This window comes from Janthinobacterium sp. GW456P (genome assembly GCF_002127655.1).
Lineage (GTDB): Bacteria > Pseudomonadota > Gammaproteobacteria > Burkholderiales > Burkholderiaceae_D > Janthinobacterium.
In genome coordinates this window covers 24,132-47,918 of the sequence record NZ_NEHB01000007.1, presented here as the reverse complement: position 1 = coordinate 47,918, position 23,787 = coordinate 24,132, and the positions used below count along the sequence as shown (strand labels likewise).

At 62.7% G+C, this 23,787-nt stretch carries 20 protein-coding genes; 12 read left to right on the top strand and 8 right to left on the bottom strand.

Going from position 1 to position 23,787, the window contains the following annotated elements:
• The first annotated feature begins 93 nt into the window (after positions 1 to 93).
• The 6 genes from CBW66_RS08760 to CBW66_RS08735 all read left to right on the top strand — a co-directional run bounded on the left by CBW66_RS08760 (position 94) and on the right by CBW66_RS08735 (position 4,796).
• On the top strand, positions 94 to 486 hold the full coding sequence (locus CBW66_RS08760; RefSeq protein ID WP_253251334.1) for a hypothetical protein: 393 nt from the start codon (positions 94 to 96) through the stop codon (positions 484 to 486).
• Positions 486 to 2,516, top strand: a complete 2,031-nt coding sequence (locus CBW66_RS08755) for a secretin N-terminal domain-containing protein (RefSeq protein WP_086138763.1) — start codon at positions 486 to 488, stop codon at positions 2,514 to 2,516. Before CBW66_RS08760 ends, CBW66_RS08755 begins: the two co-directional genes overlap by 1 nt.
• Positions 2,513 to 3,004 (top strand): type II secretion system protein, encoded by a 492-nt coding sequence (locus CBW66_RS08750; protein WP_086138762.1) that lies wholly within the window; start codon positions 2,513 to 2,515, stop codon positions 3,002 to 3,004. Before CBW66_RS08755 ends, CBW66_RS08750 begins: the two co-directional genes overlap by 4 nt.
• 3 nt (positions 3,005 to 3,007) lie before the next feature.
• The gene (locus CBW66_RS08745) at positions 3,008 to 3,400 is read left to right on the top strand and encodes a type II secretion system protein (RefSeq protein WP_086138761.1); all 393 of its coding nucleotides are present in this window, start codon (positions 3,008 to 3,010) and stop codon (positions 3,398 to 3,400) included.
• A 5-nt stretch (positions 3,401 to 3,405) separates the two neighbouring features.
• On the top strand, positions 3,406 to 4,056 hold the full coding sequence (locus CBW66_RS08740; RefSeq protein WP_086138760.1) for a type II secretion system protein: 651 nt from the start codon (positions 3,406 to 3,408) through the stop codon (positions 4,054 to 4,056).
• Positions 4,057 to 4,298: 242 nt separating this feature from the next.
• A complete protein-coding gene (locus CBW66_RS08735; protein ID WP_086138759.1) occupies positions 4,299 to 4,796 on the top strand; it encodes an FxDxF family PEP-CTERM protein in 498 nt (165 codons plus the stop codon).
• 182 nt (positions 4,797 to 4,978) lie between these two features.
• On the opposite strand, the gene murJ is transcribed toward CBW66_RS08735, so the two are convergent.
• Positions 4,979 to 6,526: a murein biosynthesis integral membrane protein MurJ gene (murJ, locus tag CBW66_RS08730; protein ID WP_086138758.1), complete on the bottom strand. Its 1,548-nt coding sequence runs from the start codon at positions 6,524 to 6,526 to the stop codon at positions 4,979 to 4,981.
• A 308-nt stretch (positions 6,527 to 6,834) separates the two neighbouring features.
• Here murJ and rpsT point away from each other — a divergent pair, with 308 nt between their 5' ends.
• A complete protein-coding gene (gene rpsT / locus CBW66_RS08725; RefSeq protein ID WP_010395935.1) occupies positions 6,835 to 7,101 on the top strand; it encodes a 30S ribosomal protein S20 in 267 nt (88 codons plus the stop codon).
• 160 nt (positions 7,102 to 7,261) lie between these two features.
• Here the strand turns inward: rpsT and CBW66_RS08720 are convergent, their stop codons facing one another.
• From CBW66_RS08720 to CBW66_RS08710, 3 genes are all read right to left on the bottom strand, one after another.
• Entirely contained in the window at positions 7,262 to 7,705 is a 444-nt protein-coding gene (locus CBW66_RS08720; RefSeq protein ID WP_086138757.1) for a DUF192 domain-containing protein, read from the bottom strand.
• 132 nt (positions 7,706 to 7,837) lie between these two features.
• On the bottom strand, positions 7,838 to 8,119 hold the full coding sequence (locus CBW66_RS08715) for a hypothetical protein (protein WP_139841674.1): 282 nt from the start codon (positions 8,117 to 8,119) through the stop codon (positions 7,838 to 7,840).
• A gap of 108 nt (positions 8,120 to 8,227) precedes the next feature.
• Positions 8,228 to 8,791, bottom strand: coding sequence for a pseudouridine synthase (locus CBW66_RS08710; RefSeq protein WP_086138755.1), 564 nt, complete (start codon positions 8,789 to 8,791; stop codon positions 8,228 to 8,230).
• A gap of 309 nt (positions 8,792 to 9,100) precedes the next feature.
• Between CBW66_RS08710 and icd the strand changes: the two genes are divergently transcribed.
• Positions 9,101 to 10,354: an NADP-dependent isocitrate dehydrogenase gene (icd, locus tag CBW66_RS08705; protein ID WP_070303844.1), complete on the top strand. Its 1,254-nt coding sequence runs from the start codon at positions 9,101 to 9,103 to the stop codon at positions 10,352 to 10,354.
• 88 nt (positions 10,355 to 10,442) lie between these two features.
• Here the strand turns inward: icd and CBW66_RS08700 are convergent, their stop codons facing one another.
• On the bottom strand, positions 10,443 to 10,646 hold the full coding sequence (locus CBW66_RS08700) for a cold-shock protein (RefSeq protein ID WP_010395943.1): 204 nt from the start codon (positions 10,644 to 10,646) through the stop codon (positions 10,443 to 10,445).
• 321 nt (positions 10,647 to 10,967) lie between these two features.
• Here CBW66_RS08700 and clpS point away from each other — a divergent pair, with 321 nt between their 5' ends.
• From clpS to CBW66_RS08685, 3 genes are all read left to right on the top strand, one after another.
• The gene (gene clpS / locus CBW66_RS08695; RefSeq protein WP_034751577.1) at positions 10,968 to 11,270 is read left to right on the top strand and encodes an ATP-dependent Clp protease adapter ClpS; all 303 of its coding nucleotides are present in this window, start codon (positions 10,968 to 10,970) and stop codon (positions 11,268 to 11,270) included.
• Positions 11,267 to 13,567 carry an ATP-dependent Clp protease ATP-binding subunit ClpA gene (gene clpA / locus CBW66_RS08690; protein ID WP_086138754.1) on the top strand — a complete coding sequence of 767 codons (2,301 nt, stop codon included), beginning with the start codon at positions 11,267 to 11,269 and terminating at the stop codon, positions 13,565 to 13,567. The genes clpS and clpA overlap by 4 nt, the downstream gene beginning before the upstream one ends.
• Positions 13,568 to 13,737: 170 nt before the next feature.
• On the top strand, positions 13,738 to 17,088 hold the full coding sequence (locus CBW66_RS08685) for a S41 family peptidase (protein WP_170933071.1): 3,351 nt from the start codon (positions 13,738 to 13,740) through the stop codon (positions 17,086 to 17,088).
• A 5-nt stretch (positions 17,089 to 17,093) separates the two neighbouring features.
• On the opposite strand, the gene CBW66_RS08680 is transcribed toward CBW66_RS08685, so the two are convergent.
• Both CBW66_RS08680 and prpR read right to left on the bottom strand, forming a co-directional pair.
• On the bottom strand, positions 17,094 to 17,273 hold the full coding sequence (locus CBW66_RS08680; protein WP_139841673.1) for a hypothetical protein: 180 nt from the start codon (positions 17,271 to 17,273) through the stop codon (positions 17,094 to 17,096).
• 29 nt (positions 17,274 to 17,302) lie between these two features.
• A complete protein-coding gene (gene prpR, locus CBW66_RS08675) occupies positions 17,303 to 18,934 on the bottom strand; it encodes a propionate catabolism operon regulatory protein PrpR (RefSeq protein WP_086138751.1) in 1,632 nt (543 codons plus the stop codon).
• A 209-nt stretch (positions 18,935 to 19,143) separates the two neighbouring features.
• On the opposite strand from prpR, the gene CBW66_RS08670 reads away from it, so the two are divergent.
• Positions 19,144 to 22,806, top strand: a complete 3,663-nt coding sequence (locus CBW66_RS08670; RefSeq protein WP_086138832.1) for a bifunctional diguanylate cyclase/phosphodiesterase — start codon at positions 19,144 to 19,146, stop codon at positions 22,804 to 22,806.
• On the opposite strand, the gene xth is transcribed toward CBW66_RS08670, so the two are convergent.
• Entirely contained in the window at positions 22,803 to 23,567 is a 765-nt protein-coding gene (gene xth / locus CBW66_RS08665; protein WP_086138750.1) for an exodeoxyribonuclease III, read from the bottom strand. The two genes, CBW66_RS08670 and xth, sit on opposite strands and share 4 nt — an antisense overlap.
• Positions 23,568 to 23,787: the final 220 nt, after the last annotated feature.

Sequence of the window (23,787 nt, the reverse complement as noted above, 5' to 3'; positions counted from 1 at the left end):
GCGCGGGCGCCTTGCTGCTGTTCGGCGAGCGCCAGCCCGTGTCCAGCGTGGCGGAAGCCGTGGAGCGGGCCGTCGCGCCTGCGCCCGCTGGCCATGCGGCCGCCAAGGCGCCAGCCGCGCAACCGGCCATCCTGGCCCTGCTCGCGCAGCGAAGTGGCGGGCGAGGGTGGCGACACCTTTTGCGGCGCCCGCGCTGTCTTCCAGAGCCAGAACTGGAATCCGCCGCCGCCGAAGGTGGTGGCCGTCGCCCCGCCGCCGCCGCCACCGCCGATGGCGCCGCCGCTGCCCTTCGTCTACCTGGGCAAGGCGGCCGCCGACGGCGCCTGGGAAGTGTTTTTGTCGCGCGCCGACAAGACGTATATCGTGCGCGCCAATACCGTCATCGATGGCGCCTACAAGGTCGTGACGATCGCGCCGCCCGTCATGACGCTCACCTATCTGCCGTTGAACCAGGTTCAGCAGCTCAACATTGGAGTAATCGAGTGATGTCTCGTTCCTTTTCACCGGCGCCTTTGCTGGCGTTGCTGGTGCTGCTGTCCGGTTGCGCGGGGCAGCAAGCTTACCGCGACGGGCGCGAGCTGATTGCGCAAGATCAGATCCCGGCCGGCCTGCAAAAACTGCAGGAGGCGCTGCAGCAGGACCCCGGCAACGCGCAGTACCGCAGCGCCTGGCTGCAGGCGCGCGAACGGGCGACTGGCAGCCGCTTGCAGCAGGCCGAGCGCCAGGCGCAGGCGGGACAGGGCGATCTGGCGCGCACCTCCTTCATGAGCGTGCTCGAGATTGATGCGCAGAACGAGCGGGCCAACAGCGGCTTGCGCGCGCTCGAACGCGAGCAGCGCCAGGGCAAGCTGCTGGCCGAAGCGCAGAAGGATATCGACGCCAAGCGCTACGACCCCGCGCGCCAGCGCCTGAACGCCATTCTCACGGAGCAGCCGCATCACGCCGGCGCGCGTGCGCTGCTGCGCGAGGTCGATGAAAAAACGGCGCCGCCCGTGGTCGAATCGGGCCTGGCCAAATCGTACAAGCAGCCGATCACCATCGAGTTTCGCGACGCGCCGTTAAAACAGGTGTTCGAGCTGATCGCGCGCCGCTCGGGTCTCAATTTCGTCTTCGACAAGGACGTCAAGGCGGACGCGAAAACCTCGATCTTCCTGAAAAACAGCACGGTGGAATCGGCCGTCTACTTTCTGCTGGTGACGAACCAGCTGGAGCAGCAGGTGATGGATGCGAACACGATCTTGATCTACCCGAACGTGGCGGCAAAATTGAAGGAGTACCAGGAAGTGCTGGTGAAAACCTTCTTCCTGGCGAACGCGGACGCCAAGCAGGTGGCCAACACGCTCAAGACGATTTTGAAGACGCGCGACGTGGTGGCCGATGAAAAGCTCAACCTCGTCATCGTGCGCGACACGCCCGAGGCGATCCGCCTGGCCGAGCGCCTGATCGCGCTGCAGGACGTGCCCGAAGCGGAAGTGGTGCTGGAGCTGGAAATCCTCGAAGTCAAGCGCAGCCGCCTGATGGAACTGGGCGTGGCCTGGCCATCGAGCCTGACCCTGACGCCTTTGAGCACTTCGGGCGGCGTGGGGCTGACCATCAACGACCTGAATAACCTGAACCAGCGCACCATCGGCGTGAGCGACCTGTCCGTGACGGCGAATGCCAAGAAGACCGATGGCGACGCGAATATCCTGGCCAATCCGCGCATCCGCGTGCGCAACCGGGAAAAGGCGAAGTTCGTCATCGGCGACAGGGTGCCGGTGGTCACCACCACGATTTCGCCTGGCACGGGCGGTTTCGCTTCCGAGTCGATCAGCTACCTGGACGTGGGCCTGACGGTGAACGCCGAACCGACCATCTATTTGAACAATGAGGTGGGTATCCGCATCTCGCTCGAGGTAAGCAACCTGGGGGCGGCCACCACCACCCGAAGCGGCTCGACCCTGTACCAGATCGGCACGCGCCAGGCCTCGACCATGCTGCAGCTGAAGGACGGCGAAAACCAGGTGCTGGCGGGCCTGATCAACAACGAGGAGCGCAGCTCGGGCAACAAGGTGCCGGGCCTGGGCGACATCCCCGTGCTGGGACGCTTGTTCGGCAGCAGCAAGGACGACAGCCAGAAGACGGAAATCGTGCTGTCGATCACGCCGCACCTGGTGCGCACCGTGCAGCGTCCGGAAGCGAAGGAATCGGAATTCTCGGCCGGCACGGAAGGCAGCTTCCGCCGCCGTCCCGACATGGCGGCCAAGGCGCCCACGCAGATGCCGGGCACGGTGATCGTGCGTTCCGGCCCGTCGGCCGTCGGCATGCAGCCGGCGCCGGCGCAGCCTTTGATGACGCCGGGCGCCTTGCCGGCGCCGCTGCCGCAGAGCGTGCCCGCGCCGGAAGTGGCGCCATCGCCCGAGCCGGCCGCGTCGCCTTTGCCGATATCGTCGGGCCAGCCGGTGCCGCTGCAGGCGGCGCCCCTTCCGCTGTCATCGAGCCAGCCGGTGCCGGTGGTGGCGCCGCCCGCCAAATGAGACGGGTGCGCGCGCAGGGCGGTCAGGGCGGCTTCACGCTGATCGAGCTGCTGGTGACCCTGGCCATCCTGGGCGTGCTGGCGACCCTGGTGATCCCCGTCACGCAGGTGACGGTGCAGCGGCGCCAGGAGCAGGAATTGCGGCGCGCGCTGCGCGACATCCGCCAGGGGCTCGACGCCTATAAACGGGCTGGCGACGAGGGCCGCATCCTGCGCGCGCCCGACGCCAGCGGTTATCCGAAAAGCCTGGAACTGCTGGTCGAAGGGGTGCCGGACCAGCGCAACCCGAAGCGCAGCAAACTGTTTTTCCTGCGCCGCGTGCCGCGCGACCCGTTCAATGCGGACGCGGGCCTGAGCGACGCGCAAACCTGGGGCAAGCGCAGCTACGCCAGCGAAGCGGCCGAGCCGCGCGAGGGCGACGATGTCTACGATGTGTATTGCACGTCCGGCAAGACGGGCTTGAACAACGTGCCTTACCGTCTATGGTGAACCATGCCCGCTGAAAACACCCCACGCCGCAGGCGCGGCTTTACCCTGATCGAATTGCTGGTGGTGCTCGGCATCGTGGCACTGCTGCTGACCCTGGCCGTGCCGCGCTACTTTCCCAGCCTCGACAAGGCGAAGGAAACCGTGCTGGCGGATAACTTGCGCAACCTGCGCACCACCATCGACCAGTTCCACGGCGATACGGGGCGCTACCCCGATTCGCTGGAGCAACTGGTGGAAAAGAAATACCTGCGCGCCATGCCCATCGATCCCATCACGGAGAGCGACAGCAGCTGGCTTATCGTGCCGCCGCCCGACGACACGCCGGGCCAGGTGTATGACGTGAAAAGCGGCGCGCCCGGCAAGGACCGCAGCGGCACGCCGTTCGCCGACTGGTAGCGGCCATGTACCGTTCTGCGCGCCGCCAGCGCGGTTTTACTTACCTGGGCCTGATCATTCTGGTGGCCATCCTGGGGCTGGTAGGGGCGGCTGGCATGAAGATGGGTTCTTTGCTGCAGCGCCAGGCGGCCGAGCAGGAATTGCTCGATATCGGCGCGCAGTTTTCAGACGCCCTGTACAGCTATGCGGCCGCCACGCCGCCGGGCCAGCCGCAACAGCCGCCGACCTTGGCCGCCTTGCTGCGCGATCCCCGTACGCCCCAGCTGCGCCGGCACCTGCGCAAGTTGTTTGTCGATCCCGTCACGGGCCGCGCCGAGTGGGGCTTGCTGTATCAGCCGGGCAGCAACGGCATCATCGGCGTGTACAGCCTGTCGCAGGCCGCGCCATTAAAGGTTGGCAACTTCGAGGCCCGGTTTGCCGGCTTCGAAGGCAAGGCGCATTTCTCGGAATGGCGCTTCATGGTCGATGCCCGGGTGTCATCCGTACCGTCCGCGGGACCGGCAGCTGTGCCAGCGAGTGATGAGGACGGCATCGCGCCCGCCTTGCCCGCGTCACCGTTGTTTTTTCGCCCTGTTACCCCACCGCAAGAACAAACGCCACCAGAGCCAAATGAACAGCTTGAACCGCAAAATTCCGCCGAAAACACTGCCGAATAGACGTTTTTACCTTAAAACATGGCAAAAATAAATGTATGCCTCGGTAACTATTTTTCCTTGGAAATTCATAGAAAGCGGCAAATAGTTCATTTTGAAAATAGTTATCTTTGGTGAAACTTAAATAAAAAATTTATAAGTAATTCAATGTAATTATGTTACCATTCTGTTCAGTACTTCCGGTACTAATAAACTATTGGTGGCCTGCCCATTGCAGCCATAAATTACTTTTTAAGGGATAAGCTATGAAATTGAAATTTATCGCTGCAGGCATCATGGCAGCAGCATCGTTCAGCGCGTCGGCAGCAACCTACGACCTGGGCATTCTGGACCCAACCGGTTCCGATACCCTGTCGGCTTTCACGACCAAGTTCGCGATCGATTCGCAGATCAATGATTCGTGGACCTTCCAGCTGCTGGCTCCATCGTCGACCTCGTTCGGTGCACTGCAAACGTTCTCCGTCGCTAACGGCGCGATCAAGGATTTCGCCGCTACCCTGGTCGGCTATGGCGACCTGACCAAGAGCACGGCTAGCGGTATCCAGAATCTGAGCTGGGCAGGCCAATTGGCTGCAGGTACCTACACGGTGCAAGTCACGGGTCTGACCCTGGTGAAAAATGTTCAGTACGTAGGCACGGTTTCGGCCCTGCCAGTACCAGAACCAGAAACCTATGGCATGCTGCTGGGCGGCCTGGCATTGGTTGGCGCCGTGGCACGCCGCCGCGCCAAGAAAGCTGCTTAAGCTTTCGCTGCAATGAAAAAACCCGCTGCGGCGGGTTTTTTTTCGTCTGGATCATTTGTGCAAGGCAGTACGCCGGCAACCATGTTCTGCGCAATCGGGACAAGCTGCGCAGGACTAGGCGCCAAGTCGAAGACAGTACGCTAGTACGGCAAGACGCCGGCAACAACGTCCTGCGCAGCTTGTTAAGCGTGGCGCTTGAAGTCGCGGAAGCGGAAGCCAACAAGGAACAAGGTGGCAAAGTACGCCATGCCGCACACGGCCACCACCAGGGCCAGCGCGCCGGCCCGCAGCAGCGGATGGGCTTGCATGGCGATCCAGTCGATGCGCATGGCGCCCAGGTACGCTACGCCGCCCATCACGATGAGTGCCGGCAGCAGGCGCAGGAAGAACTTGGCCCAGCCCGGTTTGGGCTGGTAGATGCCGCGCTTGCGCAAGCCCCAGTACAGGAAGCTGGCGTTCAGGCAGGCGCCCAGGCCGATCGACAGGGCCAGGCCGGCCACGGCGATATAGGGCACGAACAGCAAATTCATCAGTTGCGTGGCGATCAGCACGCCGATGGCGATTTTGACGGGCGTGCGGATGTCCTGGCGCGCATAGAAAGCGGGCGCCAGGGTTTTCACGAGAATGATGCCGATCAAGCCCAGGCTGTACGCCACCAGCGGCTGCGTCGACATGGTGACGGATTCTGCCGTGAACTTGCCATAGTGGAAAAGCGTGGCGATCAGCGGCGTGGCCAGCATCGCCATGCCGACGGCGGCGGGCAGGGCCAGCAGGAAAGTCAAACGCAAGCCCCAATCGAGCAAGGCCGAGTATTCGGTCTTGTCGCCATCCACGTTCGCCTTCGACAGGCTGGGCAGCAAGATGGTGCCCAGGGCCACGCCCAGCATGGCGGTGGGGAACTCCATCAGGCGGTCAGCATACGACAGCCAGGAAATGCTGCCTTCGGCCAGGCGCGACGCGATGCTCGTGTTGATCATCAGGCTGATCTGCGCCGCCGACACGGCGAACACGGCCGGGCCCATTTTCTTCAGCACGCGGCGCACGCCGCCGTCGGACAGGCCGATGGCGGGATTGATCGACAGGTGCGGCAGCATGCCGATTTTGATCAGCGCGGGAATCTGGATGGCCACTTGCAGCAGGCCGCCGGCGAACACGGCGATGGCCATGGCGTAGATCGGCTGTTTCAAGTAGGGCGCGAGGAACAGCGAGGCGGCGATGAAGGACAAATTCAGCAGCACCGGCGTGAACGCGGGAATCTTGAATTCGCGCCAGGTATTCAAGATGCCGCCGGCCAGGGCCACGAACGACATGCAGGTAATATAAGGGAACATCAGCCGCGTCATCCACACGGCCGCGTCAAACGCGCCCGGGTCCTTGGACAGGCCCGTGGCGATCGCGTACACGAACCACGGCGCGCCGACGATGCCGATGGCGGACACGAGCAGGGTGGCCCAGACGAGGGTGGTGGCCACATGGTCGGCCAGCTGCTTGCTCGCTTCCTGGCCGTGCTGGTTCTTGTATTCAGACAAGATCGGCACGAAGGCTTGCGAGAATGCACCCTCGGCAAACAATCGGCGCAACAGGTTGGGGATGCGGAAGGCAACAATGAAAGCGTCCGTGTAGGCGCCGGCGCCAAAGGCGCGCGCGAACAGGCTTTCGCGCAATAATCCGGTTACTCGGGACAGCATGGTCATGCTGGAAATGGCGGCGAGGGTTTTAAGCAAGTTCATGGGGGCAGATTATAGCCGGGAGAGGTACTGGGAAACGGTTAAAATATGGTAACAAGCGGGTAACAAGCGCCGCCGATTCGCCCTTGCCGGCCCCATTTTCAGGTGTTTTTGACGCGATACCCGGTTTTTTGATTTGCCCCCGCTTGAAAATATCGCTATAATCGAAGGCTGTACAGAATTCTGTTACGCAGACACTAATGTTTGACAGGCACTGGTTTGGCACACATGGTTCGGCAGACGCACAGAACGCACCGGTTGGCAAACACTAATGTTTGCAAACGCACTTTGACCCTGTTTTAGGAAATTCCATGGCAAATACCGCACAAGCGCGCAAACGCGCTCGTCAAGCAGTTAAGCAAAACGCACACAATTCGTCCCAACGTTCGACCTTGCGCACGGCTATCAAAGCTGCTCGCAAAGCGATCCAGGGCGGCGACAAGGCAGCAGCTGCTGCAATCTTCCAGGCATCCGTGTCGACCATCGACCGTATCGCTGACAAGAAGATCATCCACAAAAACAAGGCAGCTCGCCATAAGAGCCGTCTGGCAGCTGCTTTGAAAGCACTGTCCGCTTAATATTCGCCAGCAGGCAAGCCACCACCACGGTGGCCTTGCCTGTGCCGGTACGCTGGCACTGGTTGAAAAGCAAAAACCCGCAGATTCGTTCTGGCGGGTTTTTTCGCGTTTTATTCGGCTTTTTTAAGGCCGCGTCCGCCAGCGGCCGGGCCCCCACGCCCTAGCGCACCGCCGGCAAGTTGCCGATGCTCATGCCCGGCTTGATGTTCTTTTGCTTGAACCAGCCCAGGTGCATTTCCAGCGCATAGCGCACGGGCACGGTCTTCGTGGAGCAATGGCTGTCGAGCGTATGCGGCTGCATGTCTTCGATGTTGACGATCTTGCCGCTGGCATCGATAAAGGCCACCGACAGGGGCAGCGGCGTGTTTTTCATCCACATGCATTGCGTCGAGGGATTGCCAAAGACAAACAGCATGCCCGCATTCGCCGGCATTTTTTCACGGTACATCAAGCCCTGTTCGCGTTGCTCCTCTGTCGCCGCCACTTCCGCCTGGATCAAATGCATGCCGGCCGACAGCTGCACGCTTTTTGTTTGCGCCTGGACCATGCTGGCGCAAGACAACAGGGCGATGGACAGGCAGAGATGGCGAAGGGGATTTTTCATGGGAAGGGATGGGGAGCTGCGAAGCGGCGATTAAGCCATGCTGGCGGCCGCATGGTCAAGCATGCGGCCTGACCGCGCCAAAAGCGTGGGGTTACAGCAACATAGTCGCTGCCGTCACCCCGGGAACGACGTTTATTTCACCGGCTTGCCTGTTTCAGCGGCCGGCCGCTTCGTCTTGCGCGCCTGGGGAATCAGGCGCGGCGCGTCCGTCGCGGCGGACGCGTTGACGGAAGCCGACGCCGGCGGTACGGGCTTGCTGGCGTCGGTGGCGGCCGAGGCCTGGCTGGCTGCCGATGCGGGTGGCGGCTTGACGGCATCGGTCGCGGCGGAAGCGTGCACCTGGGCGCCTGACTGGGCCAGTGCGGTGCTGGCAAGCAGGGAGGCGGCCAGCGTGACTATTACTTTTATCATCATCTTTCCTTTTCCGTCATGTTAAGGTCAGATGATTTTAATGCATTATCTAAAAATAAATAATGCTTATTGGTAAAATTGCCGTAGCGAAACCGTTTTTTCTTGTCCTGTTCATGCCTTGCCAATGTTTTTGGCCGGCACTTCACACCATTCGCCGGGCATCAGCGGATGGCTGGCCAGCGAGAACGGGCCGATGGCGCTGCGCACCAGGCGCAGGGTGGGCAGGCCGACGGCCGCCGTCATGCGCCGCACTTGCCGGTTTTTTCCTTCTTTCAAAGTGATCGCCAGCCAAGAGGTGGGCTTGTCGGCACGCGCGCGGATGGGCGGACTGCGCGGCCACAGCCAGTCCGGCTCGGCGATGCGCACGGCCTTGCATGGCTTGGTGATGAAGTCGCCCAGGTCCAGCGGCGCCTGCAGGTGCGCCAGGCTGGCCGCGTCGGGCACGCCATCGACCTGCACCAGATAGGTTTTCGCTTCCTTGCGGTCCGGGTGGCTGATCTCGTGCTGCAGGCGGCCGTCGTCCGTCAGCAGCAGCAAGCCTTCGCTGTCGGCGTCGAGCCGGCCGGCCGGATAGATGCCTGGAATGGTGAGGTGGTCGGCCAGGGTGGCGCGGCCTTCCTGCGGCGAAAACTGGCACAGGACCTGGAATGGTTTATTGAAAAGAATGAGTGGCATGCTGGATAAGTTGATGCAAACGAGGGTGGCTGCTGGTCGGCGCCGCAAAAGCGTGGCGCCCTGTAAGATACTGGTGCATAATGTGAAATGTTAGTCTTATGTCTTATAGAAGACTTGAGGCGGTGTGGCAATAAGTTCTTTGGCGCGGCATTCCGCATGGCGATGCGGATGTCCCGGCTGTTCTTTCCCTGCTAAAGTGCGTTGTTGCCGCCCTGTTCGGACTTGTTTTTGTAAACTCTGCAACCGCAGAGCGCGTCGCCGGCCTGCCTGTCTTGCCCGCCAGCGGTGTGTCCCACTTCGGAGATCACGATGTATCAACATATCACTGTACCTGCTGACGGCCAAAAAATCACCGTCAACGCCGATTTTTCGCTGAATGTACCAGATAATCCCATCGTCCCCTTCATTGAAGGCGATGGCACGGGCATCGATATCAGCCCGGTCATGATCAAGGTAATCGACGCTGCCGTGGCCAAGGCCTACGGCGGTGCGCGCAAGATCAGCTGGATGGAAATCTACGCGGGCGAAAAATCGACGAATGTGTACGGCCCCGATGTGTGGCTGCCGGAAGAAACACTGGAAGTGCTGAAAGATTACGTGGTTTCCATCAAGGGGCCGCTGACGACGCCCGTGGGCGGCGGCATCCGCTCGCTGAACGTGGCCCTGCGCCAGCAGCTCGACCTGTACGTCTGCCTGCGCCCCGTGCGCTACTTCACGGGCGTGCCGTCGCCCGTGAAAGAGCCGGAAAAGACGGACATGGTGATTTTCCGCGAAAACTCGGAAGATATCTACGCCGGCATCGAATACCAGCAGGGCTCGCCTGAAGCCAAAAAACTGATGGATTTCCTCGTCAATGAAATGGGCGTGACGAAAATCCGCTTCCCGGCCACCTCGGGCCTGGGCATCAAGCCTGTGTCCATCGAAGGCACGGAGCGCCTGGTGCGCAAGGCCATCCAGTACGCGATCGACAATGACAAGCCCTCCGTGACGATCGTGCACAAAGGCAACATCATGAAGTACACGGAAGGCGGCTTCCGCGACTGGGCGTATGCGCTGGCGCAAAAGGAGTTCGGCGCCGAGTTGATCGATGGCGGTCCATGGTGCAAGTTCAAGAATCCGAAGACGGGCCGCGACATCATCGTCAAGGATTCCATTGCTGACGCGTTCCTGCAACAGATCTTGCTGCGTCCGGCCGAATACAGCGTCATCGCCACCCTGAATCTGAACGGCGACTACATTTCCGACGCGCTGGCGGCGCAGGTGGGCGGCATCGGCATCGCGCCGGGCGCCAACCTGTCCGACTCCGTCGCCATGTTCGAAGCGACGCACGGCACGGCGCCGAAGTACGCGGGCAAGGATTACGTGAATCCCGGTTCCTTGATTTTGTCGGCGGAAATGATGCTGCGCCATATGGGCTGGCTGGAAGCGGCCGACCTGATCATTTCTTCGATGCAAAAGTCGATCGCCTCGAAGCGCGTCACCTACGATTTCGCCCGCCTGATGGAAGGCGCGACGCAAGTGTCGTGTTCCGGTTTCGGCGACGTGATGATCGAGCACATGTAATAAGCGGGGGCAGGGTGCTGCGCACCCTGCGGACGAAAAAAAACCCCGTTTGACAACGGGGCTTTTCACATCTGAGGGCCGGCGATGCTTAGGCTGCCTGGATGTTGGAAGCTTGCTTGCCTTTAGGGCCTTGCGTGACTTCGAATTGAACTTTTTGACCTTCTTTGAGGGTCTTGAAACCGTTCATGTTGATTGCGGAGAAATGAGCAAACAAATCTTCGCCGCCATCATCTGGAGTGATGAAGCCAAAACCTTTGGAATCATTGAACCACTTAACTGTACCTGTTGCCATAAAAAGAACTTTCAAAATTAAAACAAATCACACGAGCCATAAAAGCAAGAAGCTTCTTGCCCCCTCCTCGACGTCTCACTTCTTATCAAGCTGTACATTACTGCAACAGTCGATACAGCATTGTTGGCGGAATAAATAATGAAGTCAAGCGCTTTTCCATCGATATTGACAAATTCTTCACGACAACCAAAAAAGCAACTCTTGATTTTGACAGCAAGGTCGCCATCTGCGCACTATTAAGAAAACGCGTAAGATTGAAAACAATTGGAAAGGCGTAGATATTGCGCATGACAACCACTGTGAAAGCATTAGAATAAGCGTATGGCAACCAAGCACGACACAGAAACCCTGCTGGAGCGGCAAGTGCTGAAGCCGCCGCCGCTCTACCAGGTGGCCTTGCTCAATGACGACTACACCCCAATGGAATTTGTGGTGGCCATCATTCAGGAGTATTTCAACAAGGACCGTGAAACGGCGACGCAAATCATGCTCAGTGTTCATCGCTACGGCAAAGGAGTGTGCGGCGTGTTCTCTAAAGATATAGCGTGTACCAAAGTGGAGTTCGTTTTAACGCATGCGCGCAAGGCGGGGCACCCCCTGCAGTGCGTGATGGAGGAAGTATGATTGCGCAGGAATTAGAAGTAAGTTTGCACATGGCGTTTGTCGAAGCTCGGCAGGCACGGCACGAATTCATCACGGTTGAGCATTTACTGCTGGCACTGCTGGACAATCCCTCCGCTGCCGAGGTATTGCGTGCCTGCGCGGTCAATATAGAAGACCTGCGCAAGACCCTCACCAATTTCATCGGCGATAACACGCCGACCGTGCCTGGCACGGGCGAAGTCGACACCCAGCCGACGCTTGGTTTCCAGCGCGTGATCCAGCGCGCCATCATGCACGTCCAGTCCGCTTCGAACGGCAAGAAGGAAGTCACGGGCGCCAATGTGCTGGTGGCCATCTTCGGCGAAAAGGATTCGCATGCGGTCTACTACCTGCACCAGCAGGGCGTGACGCGCCTGGACGTGGTCAATTTCATCTCGCACGGCGTGCGCAAGGACCAGTCGACGGAAAGCGCGAAAGCCTCCGAAGGCGTGGAAGAAGCGCCCGTCGATGGCCAGCCGAAGGAAAGCCCGCTCGACCAGTTCACGCAAAACCTGAACAAGGCCGCTGCCGAAGGCAAGATCGACCCGCTGATCGGCCGCGAGGAAGAAGTCGACCGCGTGATCCAGATCCTGTGCCGCCGCCGCAAGAACAATCCGCTGCTCGTCGGCGAGGCGGGCGTGGGCAAGACGGCCATCGCCGAAGGCCTGGCCTACCGCATCACGCAAAGCGATGTGCCGGAAATCCTGCAGAATGCCGTCGTGTATTCGCTGGACATGGGCGCTCTGCTGGCCGGTACCAAATACCGCGGCGACTTCGAACAGCGCCTGAAAGCCGTGCTGAAACAGTTGAAGGATAATCCGAACGGCATCCTGTTCATCGACGAGATCCACACCATCATCGGTGCGGGCTCGGCGTCGGGCGGCACCCTGGACGCGTCCAACCTGCTGAAACCGGCACTGGCGAATGGCCAGTTGAAGTGCATCGGCGCGACCACGTACACGGAATTCCGCGGCGTGTTCGAGAAAGACCATGCATTGAGCCGCCGCTTCCAGAAAGTGGATGTCAATGAACCGACCGTCGAGCAAACCGTGCAGATCCTGCGCGGCTTGAAATCGCGCTTCGAAGAGCACCATGGCGTGAAATACTCGGCCTCGGCCCTGTCGACGGCGGCCGAACTGGCGGCGCGTTTCATCAACGACCGCCATCTGCCCGACAAGGCGATCGACGTCATCGATGAAGCGGGCGCGGCGCAGCGCATCCTGCCGAAGTCGAAGCAAAAGAAAACCATCGGCAAGGCCGAGATCGAGGACATCATTGCCAAGATCGCGCGTATTCCGCCGCAAACGGTCAACCAGGACGACCGCAGCAAGCTGCAGACGATCGACCGCGACTTGCGCAATGTCGTGTTCGGGCAAGATCCCGCCATTGATGCGCTGGCCTCGGCCATCAAGATGGCGCGTGCCGGCCTGGGCAAGACGGACAAGCCGATCGGCTCCTTCCTGTTCTCCGGTCCGACCGGCGTCGGCAAGACCGAGGTGGCGAAGCAATTGGCCTTCATCCTCGGTATCGAGCTGATCCGTTTCGACATGTCGGAATACATGGAACGCCATGCCGTCAGCCGCCTGATCGGCGCGCCGCCGGGCTATGTCGGTTTCGACCAGGGCGGCTTGCTGACGGAAGCGATCACCAAGAAGCCGCATGCGGTCTTGCTGCTCGATGAAATTGAAAAAGCCCATCCGGACATTTTCAATATCCTGCTGCAAGTCATGGACCATGGCACCTTGACGGACAACAATGGCCGCAAAGCCGATTTCCGCAACGTGATCATCATCATGACGACGAATGCGGGCGCGGAAAGCCTGCAAAAGACGTCGATCGGCTTCACGAATTCGAAGCAGGCCGGCGACGAGATGGCCGACATCAAGCGCATGTTCACGCCGGAGTTCCGCAACCGCATCGACGCGACCATCAGCTTCCGCGCGCTGGACCAGGACATCATCCTGCGCGTGGTCGACAAGTTCCTGATGCAGCTGGAAGAACAGTTGCACGAGAAAAAAGTCGAAGCCGTGTTTACCGAGAAGCTGCGTGCTTTCCTCGGCAAGAAGGGCTTCGATCCGCTGATGGGCGCGCGGCCGATGTCGCGCCTGATCCAGGACATGATCCGCAAGGCGCTGGCCGACGAGCTGCTGTTCGGCCGCCTGGTGACGGGCGGACGGGTTACCGTCGACCTCGACGACAAGGACCAGGTCTTGCTGGAATTCCCGGAACCGCCGGATGCGGCGCCGACGGCAGCACCGGAAACGGTGGAAGTGGAGTAAGCACCGCCATCGCCACGCGCGATCCAGAAACCCGCCCCACGCAAGTGGCGCGGGTTTTTTTACGTTTTTATGGGCAATAAAGAAGGTTTTCTTTGGCCACAGGTATGCCAGAATCGTTGTCCGGTATCGACATCGTGTCCATACCACCCGACCGTTATCTGGATGCCCACATGAAAATTTCCCGCAATCTTGCCTTGCTGTTGTTGTCCGCCGGCCTGCTGGCTAACGCTGCGGCCGCCGCTGCCGCGCCTGCCGGCAGCTACTTCCGTTTTCCCGCCGTGCGCGGCGACACCGTCGTCTTCACGGCCGAAGGCGATTTGTGGAAAAGCAGCGTGCGCGGTGGCGCGGCGCAGCGGCTGACCACGCATCCCGGCTATGAAACGAACGCGGCGATGTCGCGCGACGGCCAGTGGCTGGCGTTTTCCGCCGCCTATGAAGGGGTGCAGGAAGCGTATGTGATGCCGCTGGCCGGCGGCTTGCCGCGCCGTATTTCCTTTGACAATGGCGGCGTGCTGGTGCTGGGCTGGACGGCGCAGGGCGAAGTGCTGGTCAGCACACAAAATACGGACGGCCCCGCCTCGCGCCGCATCGTCGCCGCCATTGATCCCGTGAAACAGACGCGGCGCGTGTTTCCCGTGGCCGACGCCAACGACGCCGTGCTCGACGACTCTGGCAAGACGCTGTTCTTCACGCGTTTCGGCCTGGCCATGACCAACGACAATGTGCGCAATTACCGGGGCGGCGCGCATGCCACCCTGTGGCGCTATGCGCTTGATGGCAAGGGCGAGGCCGTGCGCATGCATGCGGAGCCTGCCGTCTTGGCGGGCAACAACAAACGCCCCATGTGGTGGCAGGGCCGCGTCTATTACATCAGCGACGAGGGCGGCAGCGACAATCTGTGGAGCATGCTGCCCGACGGCTCCGACCGCCGCGCCTTGACCAGCCACACGCAGTGGGACGTGCGCAATGCGCAGCTGGGCGACGGCAAGATTGTGTATCAATTGGGCGCAGACCTGCGGGTACTGGACCTGGCCGCAGGGACGGACTCATCGCCATTGCCGATCAGCCTCGTATCCGATTTCGATCAGCAGCGCGCGCGCCAGATCCGCTCGCCGCTCGATACCCTGAGCAATGTGCAGCTGTCGGGCAAGGATGAGCGCATCATCCTCACGGCGCGGGGCCGTGTCAGCATCGCCGGCACCGGCAGCCAACGCCGCGTCGATATCGCCATACCGGAGGGCGCGCGGGCGCGCGACGCCGTCTTTTCCAGCGACGAGAAATCCGTGTTCGCCATCGTCGACACGAGCGGAGAAAACGAAATCTGGAAGTACGCGGCCGATGGCTCGGGCAAGGGCGAGCAGCTGACGACGCAGGGAGATAACCACCGCTGGAAGCTGTACCCGTCGCCGGACCGGCGCTGGCTGGCGCACACGGACAAGAAGGGCCGTTTCTGGCTGCTGGACCTGGCCACCAAAGGCAATCAGCTGATCGACGACGCGGGCAAGGCGGGCGTGGACAAGCATGACGAAGTGCAATGGTCGCCCGACAGCCGCAACCTGGCCATCGTGCGCGTGGCCAGCAACGAGCAGCGCGAGCAGATCGGCCTGTACAACCTCGCCTCGAAACAGTTGCAGTTCGTCACCAGCGACCGCTATACCTCCGCTTCGCCCGTGTTTTCGCCCGACGGGCGATGGCTGTACTTCCTGTCGGCGCGCAATTTCCAGCTGGCCAACGGCTCACCGTGGGGAGACCGCAACATGGGGCCCGTGTTCGACAAGCGCACCGGCGTGTATGCGCTGGCGCTGCAGCCAGGCAACCGTTTCCCGTTCCAGCCCGACGATGAGCTGAGCCGTCCTGGAGTGAAACCGGTCGAGACGGACGATGAAAAGGCGGCCGAACAGGCGGCGGAAAAAGCCCTGGAAAAGGCGGGAGGCAAGGCGGCCGTGAAAAAAGCGCCGGCCGCCCTGCCGGACGTCGTCTTCAAGGGGCTGGCCGAGCGCCTGTACGAGGTACCGCTGGCGGCCGGCAATTACAGTGCGCTGGCCGTTGATGACAAGCGCCTGTATTTCCTCGAGCGCGATGGCGGCGAAAACAAGTCCAGCCTGAAGACCCTGGCCATCGGCAATGCCGGCTCCAAGCCGGAACTGCTGGTGGCCAATGTGCGCGAATTCGACCTGGCGCAGGATAAAAAGCATTTGTACTACCGCACGGCTGCGGCCACCGGCCCGGGCGAGATGCTGGTGATCGAGGCGGGCGCCAAGCTGCCGTCCGACCTGTCGAAAGCAAAAGTGAAAGTCGACGACTGGACGTTTGTGTCGAACCCGCGCCTGGAATGGAAGCAGATGTTCAACGACGCATGGCGCCTGCACCGCGATTTCCTGTACGACGCGAAGATGCGCGGCGTGGACTGGAAGGCGGCGCGCGACAAGTATGCGCCGCTGGTCGAGCGGGTCACGGACCGGGCCGAGCTCAATGACGTGCTGGGCATGATGGTGGCCGAAGTGGGCGCCCTGCATTCGCAGATCCGTCCCGGCGAATTGCGCCGCACGGAGCAGGAAGGCGCGCCGGCGGGCCTGGGCGCCGTGCTGACGCGGACAAACGAGGGTTACCGGGTCGAGCATGTCTACCGCAGCGAAGCGGAACTGCCTTCGGCGCGCGCACCGCTGTCGCGGCCCGAAGTGGATGTGAAGGAAGGCGACGTGATCACGGCCGTCAACGGCAAGGACGTCTTGGGCGTGCGCGACATCAGCGACCTGTTGCTGAACCAGGCCGACAAGCAGGTGCTGCTGCAGGTCCAACGAGGTAAAGCTGCGCCGCGCGCCGTCATCGTCACCCCCGTCAACATGGCAAAACAGACGGCGCTGCGCTACGGCGACTGGGAATTGAGCCGCGCCGAGCAGGTGGCGGCCGCCTCGCAGGGGCGCATCGGCTACCTGCATCTGCGCGCCATGGGCGCGAATGACATCGCCTCGTTCGCGCGCGATTTTTACGCCAACATCAACCGCGAAGGCTTGATCATCGACGTGCGGCGCAATAACGGCGGCAACATCGACAGCTGGATCATCGAAAAACTGCTGCGCAAGGCATGGGCCTACTGGGCGCCGCCGGGCGTGCAGCCGTCGTCGAACATGCAGAACACCTTCCGCGGCCACCTGGTGGTGCTGGTCGATGAACTCACGTATTCCGATGGCGAGACTTTCGCCGCCGGCATCAGGGCATTGAAACTGGCGCCGCTGGTGGGCAAGCGCACGGCCGGCGCCGGTGTCTGGCTCAGCGACAATACGCGCCTGCTGGACAACGGCATGGCGCGGGTGGCGGAAAACGGCCAGTTCGGCATCGACGGCCAGTGGCTGATCGAAGGCGTGGGCGTGGTGCCGGACGTCGAGGTGGAAAATCCGCCGCACGCCACCTTCAATGGCGCCGACCGCCAGCTGGACGTGGCGCTCGACATGCTGGCGAAAAAGCTCAAGGAGCAGCCGCGCCCCGCCTTCCAGGCGCAGCCGATCCCCGCGCTGAAGTAGTCCCGCTACAGGCCGCAGGCGGCCTTGAACTGCTGCGCGCGGCACCAGATAGCCGTGCGGCTCGAGATGGCGCAGGTCGGCGGCGGACGGCACGTCCTGGTGCGAGCCAGTCCGCTGGTGCCGCCCGCGCCGCCCTGTCTCGTGCCGCGCTGCCATAAATCGTGCAGGTGAGGCCAGTCGTCCATGGCGTCTTTTTTGTCTGGTTGAAAAAAAATCAGCCTGCGCGCAGGCGGCGCCACAGCGTGGTGCGGCTGATGCCGAGGTATTGGGCGGCAGCGTCGCGGCGCCCGCCGAAGCGCGCCAGCACCGCGCTGGCGCTTTCGTCTTCCAGGCGTGGCACGCTGGCAGCCACCGGCACCGGCGTTGGCGCGGGAACGAGTGCGCCAGCGCCGTTGGCCAGCTCGGGCGCCACGCCCAGCACGAAGGCGGGCGTCAGCGCCTGCAGCGGTTCAGCGGCCAGGAACAGCGCCAGCCGCTCGGCCAGGTTGCGCAGTTCGCGCACGTTGCCGGGCCAGCCGTAGCGGCGCAAGAGCGGCGCGCAAGCCTGCACTTCCGCGTGCAGGTTCGGATGCGGGCGGGCGCCCAGTGAGGCCAGCGCGTTTTTCAGCGACCATTCGGCCAGGCCGGGAATATCGCTGGCGCGTTCGCGCAAGGCCGGCAAATGCAGGCGCAGCACGGCCAGGCGGTAGAACAGGTCGGCGCGGAAGCGTCCCTCGCGGATGCGCTGCTCCAGGTCGCAGTGCGTGGCGCTGATGATGCGTACATTGATGGCGATGGGCCGCGTGCCGCCCACGCGCACCACTTCGCGCTCTTCCAGCACGCGCAGCAGCCGCGTTTGCAGGGCCAGCGGCATTTCGCCGATTTCGTCGAGGAACAGGGTGCCGTGGTTGGCCGCTTCGAACAGGCCCGCATGGCCGCCCCGGCGCGCGCCCGTGAAGGCCCCGTCCTCGTGGCCGAACAGTTCCGATTCGAGCAAGGATTCGGCGATGGCGCCGCAATTGATGGCGATGAAGGGCCGGTTGACGCCCAGGCTGCGCGGGCTTTCGCGGTGGATGGCCTGTGCCACCAGTTCCTTGCCGCTGCCCGTCTCGCCCTGGATCAGCACCGTCGCCGGCGAGCGCGCATACAGCACCACCGACTGGCGCAGCGCTTCCATTGCTTCCGATTCGCCGCGCAGATCGTGCAGGCCGTGGCGCGCGCGCAGGGTGTCGGCCACCACCGCGCGCCGTCCCCGGTTCGATTCGATCTGGGTCAGGCGCGCCAGTTCCAGCGCGTCGTCGAAGGCGCGCCGGATGGCCGTGGCCGAATACACGAAGACGGCGGACAGTCCCGCTTCTTCGGCCAGGTCGGTGACGAGGCCCGCGCCGACGACGGCCTTGACGCCCTCGGCCTTCAGTTCATTGATCTGCGCGCGCGCGTCTTCCTCGGTGGCGTAGGTACGCTGGGCGATCTGGAAGCCGAAGGTGGCGGCAAATTCGCCCAGTTCCGGCATCGGGTCCTGGTAGGTGACGACGCCGATGTGCGGCGAGATGCGCCGCGCGCGCGCCAGCGCCTGCATCACGTCGTAGCCGCTGGCCTTGGCGATGATGACGGGCACCGACAGCCGGCCTTTCAGGTAGGCGCCGTTGGAACCTGCCGCGATGACGGCGTCGCAGCGCTCCGTGGCCATGCGTTCGCGGATGTGGCGCACGGCGTCGTCGAAGCCCAGGTTGATCGGTTCGATCATCGCCAGGTCGTCGTATTCGAGCGTGATGTCGCGGAACAGGTCGAACAGCCGCGAGACGGAGACGGTCCAGATGACGGGTTTGTCGCGGTGGTCGAGCGGAGGTTGGGGAGGGCGGCGCATGCTTTATTCTAAACGATTTGTTTCATATTTTTGCTGTGCAACGGCGTTGCAACAGGCGTGTTGCAAGTGGTCTGTGGCGTTTCAGATATTGCCAGTAAGGAATATGAAAAAACCCCGGGAAACTGGTTTATGATCTAACAGCACTATGATGCCTGATGAATATATTGCCCAGGTGCATTTCGAACGCCAACAACCGAGCCATGGTGTCCATGAACCGCGTACCGACCAGTCCCGATTTCATCGCCGATGCCTTGCAGCTGATCGCTTTGCCTGCTTGCGCCTGCGATGCCTGCGGCATGGTGGTGGCCGCGAATGGCGCCTTGCAGTCCTTGCTGGGCAGGGATATAGCGGGCCGGCTGCTGGCCGACTGTTTTACGGACGCCTACCGCGCGTCGAGCACCAGCATGCTGCGCGGCGCGCTCGGTGCGGCCGGGCGCGAGCGGCACTGGGACAGCAGCCTGCAAGGGGAGGCGGGCGCCATCGCCGTGCAGGTCTGGTCCAGGCCGCTGCTGGTGGACGATGGCTTGCCGGGCGCGACCCTCGTGTTTGCCGACATCCGCGTGCAGCAGCGCGACCAGCAAGCCTTGCGCAAGACCTTGCTGGAACAGCAGGCCATCCTGGAAAGCGCGGCCGTCGGCATCGTGTTTTCCAAGGGCGGCTTCATTGAGGAATGCAATATCCGCGCCGCCGAAATGCTCGGCTATGCGCGCCACCAGCTGACGGGCATGCCGGGCGCGGTGCTGTACCGCTCCGCCGAGCATTGCCGCGCGCTGGGATTGGAAGCGGCGCCGCTGCTGTCGAAGGGCAAGCCATACCGCACGGAGCTGGAATTGCGGCGCCAGGATGGCACCTTGTTCTGGAGCCGCCTGCACGGGCGCGCCGTCGATCCCTTGAATACGCATGACGGCACGGTGTGGATCATCGAGGATATCAGCGACCACCGGCGCGATGAAGACCAGCTGCGCCGCGCCATGCTGGAAATGCAGGCCGTGATGGATAACGCGCCGCTGGCCATCGGTTTTCAGCGCGACAAGAGCGTGCTGCGCTACAACCGGCGCTTTGCCGAGTGCTTCGGCTTTGACGGCGACAGCGGCGTGGGCCTGGCCGTCGCCGACCTGTATCCGTCGCGCGCGGCCTACGAGAACGTCGTGCGGCAGGCCGCGCCCCTGTTGCGGCGCGGCTTGCCGTTCCAGGGCGAGATGGAGATGCGCCGCCGCGACGGCTCCACGTTCTGGGCGCTGGCGTATGGCTATGTGCTGAACCCCGAAAGCCAGTCCGACCGCGCGCTGCGCGACACGATCTGGCTGTTCGACGACCGCAGCGCGCAGAAGGCGGCCGAGGAGGCGACGCGCCAGCTGATGCTCGAGCAGCAGGCCATCCTCGATAATGCCTCCGTCGGCATCCTGTTTTCGCGTTCGCGCCTGATCCTGCGCTGCAATCCCCGCTTCGCCGAAATGTTCGGTTATGCGCAGGAAGAGATGACGGGCATGCCCGCCGCCGAGCTGTTTCCCTCGCCGGCCGCCTACGAGCAATTCGGCGTGCAAGCGACGCCGCTGCTGGGACAGGGCTTGCCGTACGAGCAGGATGAATCGCTGTTCCGCCGCCGCGACGGCAGCCTGTTCTGGTGCCGCATCCGCGCCAAGGCCGTCGACCAGGCGCACAGCGAGCAGGGCGCCATCTGGATCCTCGAAGACATCACGGCCAGCCGCCAGGCGCAGATGGAGGTGGCGGCCATCATGACGAATGCCTCGGTCAGCATCCTGTACACCAAGAACCGCCAGATCACGCGCTACAACCTGGGCTTTGCCGCGATGTTCGGCTACAGCGGCGACGAGGCGCTGGGCTTGCCCGGGCGCGCCCTGTACGTGTCGCAGCAGTCCTACGACCTGCTGGGCGCGGCGGCCTTTCCCTTTCTGTCGGTGGGCAAGCCCTTCCAGACGGAAGTGGAAATGATGCGCCGCGACGGCACGACCTTGTGGGCGCAGCTGATCGCCTATGTTGTCAATCCCGACGATCCCGCCGCCGGCACCATCTGGATCATCGAGGACCGCACCGAAGCCAAGCGCGCCGAAGAATCGCTGCGCAACGCGCTGCTGGAAAACCAGGCCATCCTCGACAGCGCCGTGCTGGGCATCTCGGTGATCGAGGGCGGCTACAATTTGCGTGCCAACAGCAAGATGGAAGAGCTGTTCGGCTATGGACCGGGCGAGATCAACGGCCTGTCGGTGCGGGCCCTGTATCCGGACGTGGCCGCGTGGAAGGTGGCGCGCGGCGAGACGGCGCGCGATTTCGATGCAGGCAGGGTGCACATGTCGGAATACCAGCTGGTGCGCAAGGATGGCAGCCGCTTCTGGGCGCGCCTGTCCGGCCGGCCGTTCGACCTGGCGCATGCGCATGGCCGTTCCGTGTGGCTGGTCGACGACGTGACGGCGCGCCGCGAGGCGGCCGAGGCGGTGCGCCGCGCGCGCGATGAACTGGAACTGCGCGTGCAGGAACGCACGGCCGAACTGGCCGGCGCCAACCTGCTGCTGCAGGGCGAAATCGTCGAGCGGCGCCAGGCCGAGGCGCGGGTGCACCACATGGCTTACCACGACAACCTGACGGGCTTGCCGAACCGCGCGCTGCTGTCGGACCGGCTGGAACGGGCCATGCTGGCCTCGCAGCGCTCCGGGCGCAAGCTGGCCGTGATGTTCATCGACCTTGATCGTTTCAAAACGATCAACGATTCGCTGGGCCACATGACGGGCGACCTGCTGCTCAAGGAAGTGGCCGCGCGGCTGTGCGGCGCCGTGCGCGCCAGCGACACGGTGGCACGCCTGGGCGGCGATGAATTCGTCGTGCTGGTGCCGGGCATCCGCGGCGGCGAGGAAGCGGCGCGCGTGGCCGAGAAGATCATCGAGTCGCTCACGCCCGCCTTTCCGCTCGACGGCCATGTGCTGCACGTGACGCCATCGATCGGCATCTGCGTGTATCCGGACGACGGCGGCGATGTCGATGCCCTGATGCGCCATGCGGATGCGGCCATGTATCACGCCAAGGGCAATGGCCGCAACAACTACCAGTTCTTTACGCAGACGATGAACCAGGCGGCGGCCCTGCATTTTGATTTGGAAAGCAGCTTGCGCACGGCGCTGGCGCTGCAGCAGTTCGAACTGTTTTACCAGCCCGTCATCGATATCGCCACGCGCCGCCTGCACGGCATGGAAGTGCTGCTGCGCTGGCGCCGCCCCGGCCACGGTCTGGTGCTGCCGGACCGCTTCATCCCCATCATGGAAGAAAACGGCTTGATCGTACCGGTGGGCGAATGGGTGATGCGCCAGGCGTGCGAGCAAAGCATGGCATGGCAGCGCCAGGGCTTGCAGCCGGTGCCTCTGGCGGTGAATCTGTCGCCACGCCAGTTCATGCACAAGGGCCTGGTGGCGGCCATCGGCGCCGCGGTGCGGGAAACGGGGATCGATCCGGCGCTGCTGGAATTCGAGATCACCGAGACGGCGCTGATGCAGCACGGCGAGCATACGCTGGAGATTCTGCGGCAGATCAACGGCATGGGCCTGCGCCTGTCGATCGATGATTTCGGCACCGGCTATTCCAGCCTGGCCTACCTGAAGCGCTTTCCCGTGAAGAAGGTCAAGATCGACCGCGCCTTCATCAAGGACCTCGAGCACAGCGCGGAAGACCGCGCCATCGTCTCGGCCATCATCGCGCTGGCCGACAGCCTGCAATTGTCGGCCGTGGCCGAGGGCGTGGAAACGGAAGAGCAGTTCGCCCTGCTGCAGGCGCATGGCTGCCGCTATGCGCAAGGCTATCTGTTTTCCGCGCCCGTGCCGGCCGTGAACGCGCAGGCCTTGCTGGCGCGGATCGCCGTCAGTTAGTCAATCGTCGCCACCACCGGCGCATGGTCGGAAGGCTGTTCCCACTTGCGCGGCACGCGGTCGATCACGCAAGCCGTGCAGCGGCCAGCGAGAGCGGGCGAGAGCAGGATATGGTCGATGCGCAGGCCCTTGTTCAGGCGGAAGCCCAGCTGGCGGTAATCCCACCAGCTGAACGATTTGTCGGCCTGCTCGAACAGGCGGAAAGCATCCGCCAGGCCGATGTCGAACAGGCGCTGCAGGGCGGCGCGTTCCTTGTCCGATACCAGCACCTGGCCGGCCCAGGCGACAGGGTCGTGCACGTCGCGGTCGTCGGGCGCGATATTGTAGTCGCCCACGACGGCCAGCTGCGGATGCTGCCGCGCTTCGTCGGCCAGCCAGTCGTGCAGGGCGGACAGCCAGCCCAGTTTGTATTCGTATTTGTCCGAGTCGACGCTCTGGCCGTTCGGCACGTAGGCGCAGACGACGCGCACGCCGGCGATGGTGGCGGCCAGGATGCGCTGCTGCGCATCGTCATAGCGCGGGTTGTTCTTGACCACGTCGGTGATCGGCAGCTTCGACAGGATGGCCACGCCGTTGTAGGTCTTCTGGCCGCTGAAGACCACCTGGTAGCCGGCCGCCTCGATCTCGGCGACGGGGAATTTGTCATCCGTGAGCTTGGTTTCTTGCAGGCACAGTATGTCGACCGGGTTGTCGGTCAGCCACTGCAGCACTTGCGGCAGGCGCACTTTGAGCGAGTTGACGTTCCAGGTGGCGAGTTTCATGGGAAAAATCCTTGCTTGAGTAGGTGACGATTGGGTGTCGATAGGCGCGAATCTTACCGCATGCGTGTCGATGGCGTCGTGCCCCGCTTGTCGGGCATGGGCTTGATTGATGGGCGGGGAAAAAGCGGTGCTAACAAAGTATTTGCATTTAACCAATCGTGGCGCATGAATATTATGTTTTTGTGTATCATTGATCAACCCCTATGTTTGATTTGGCATA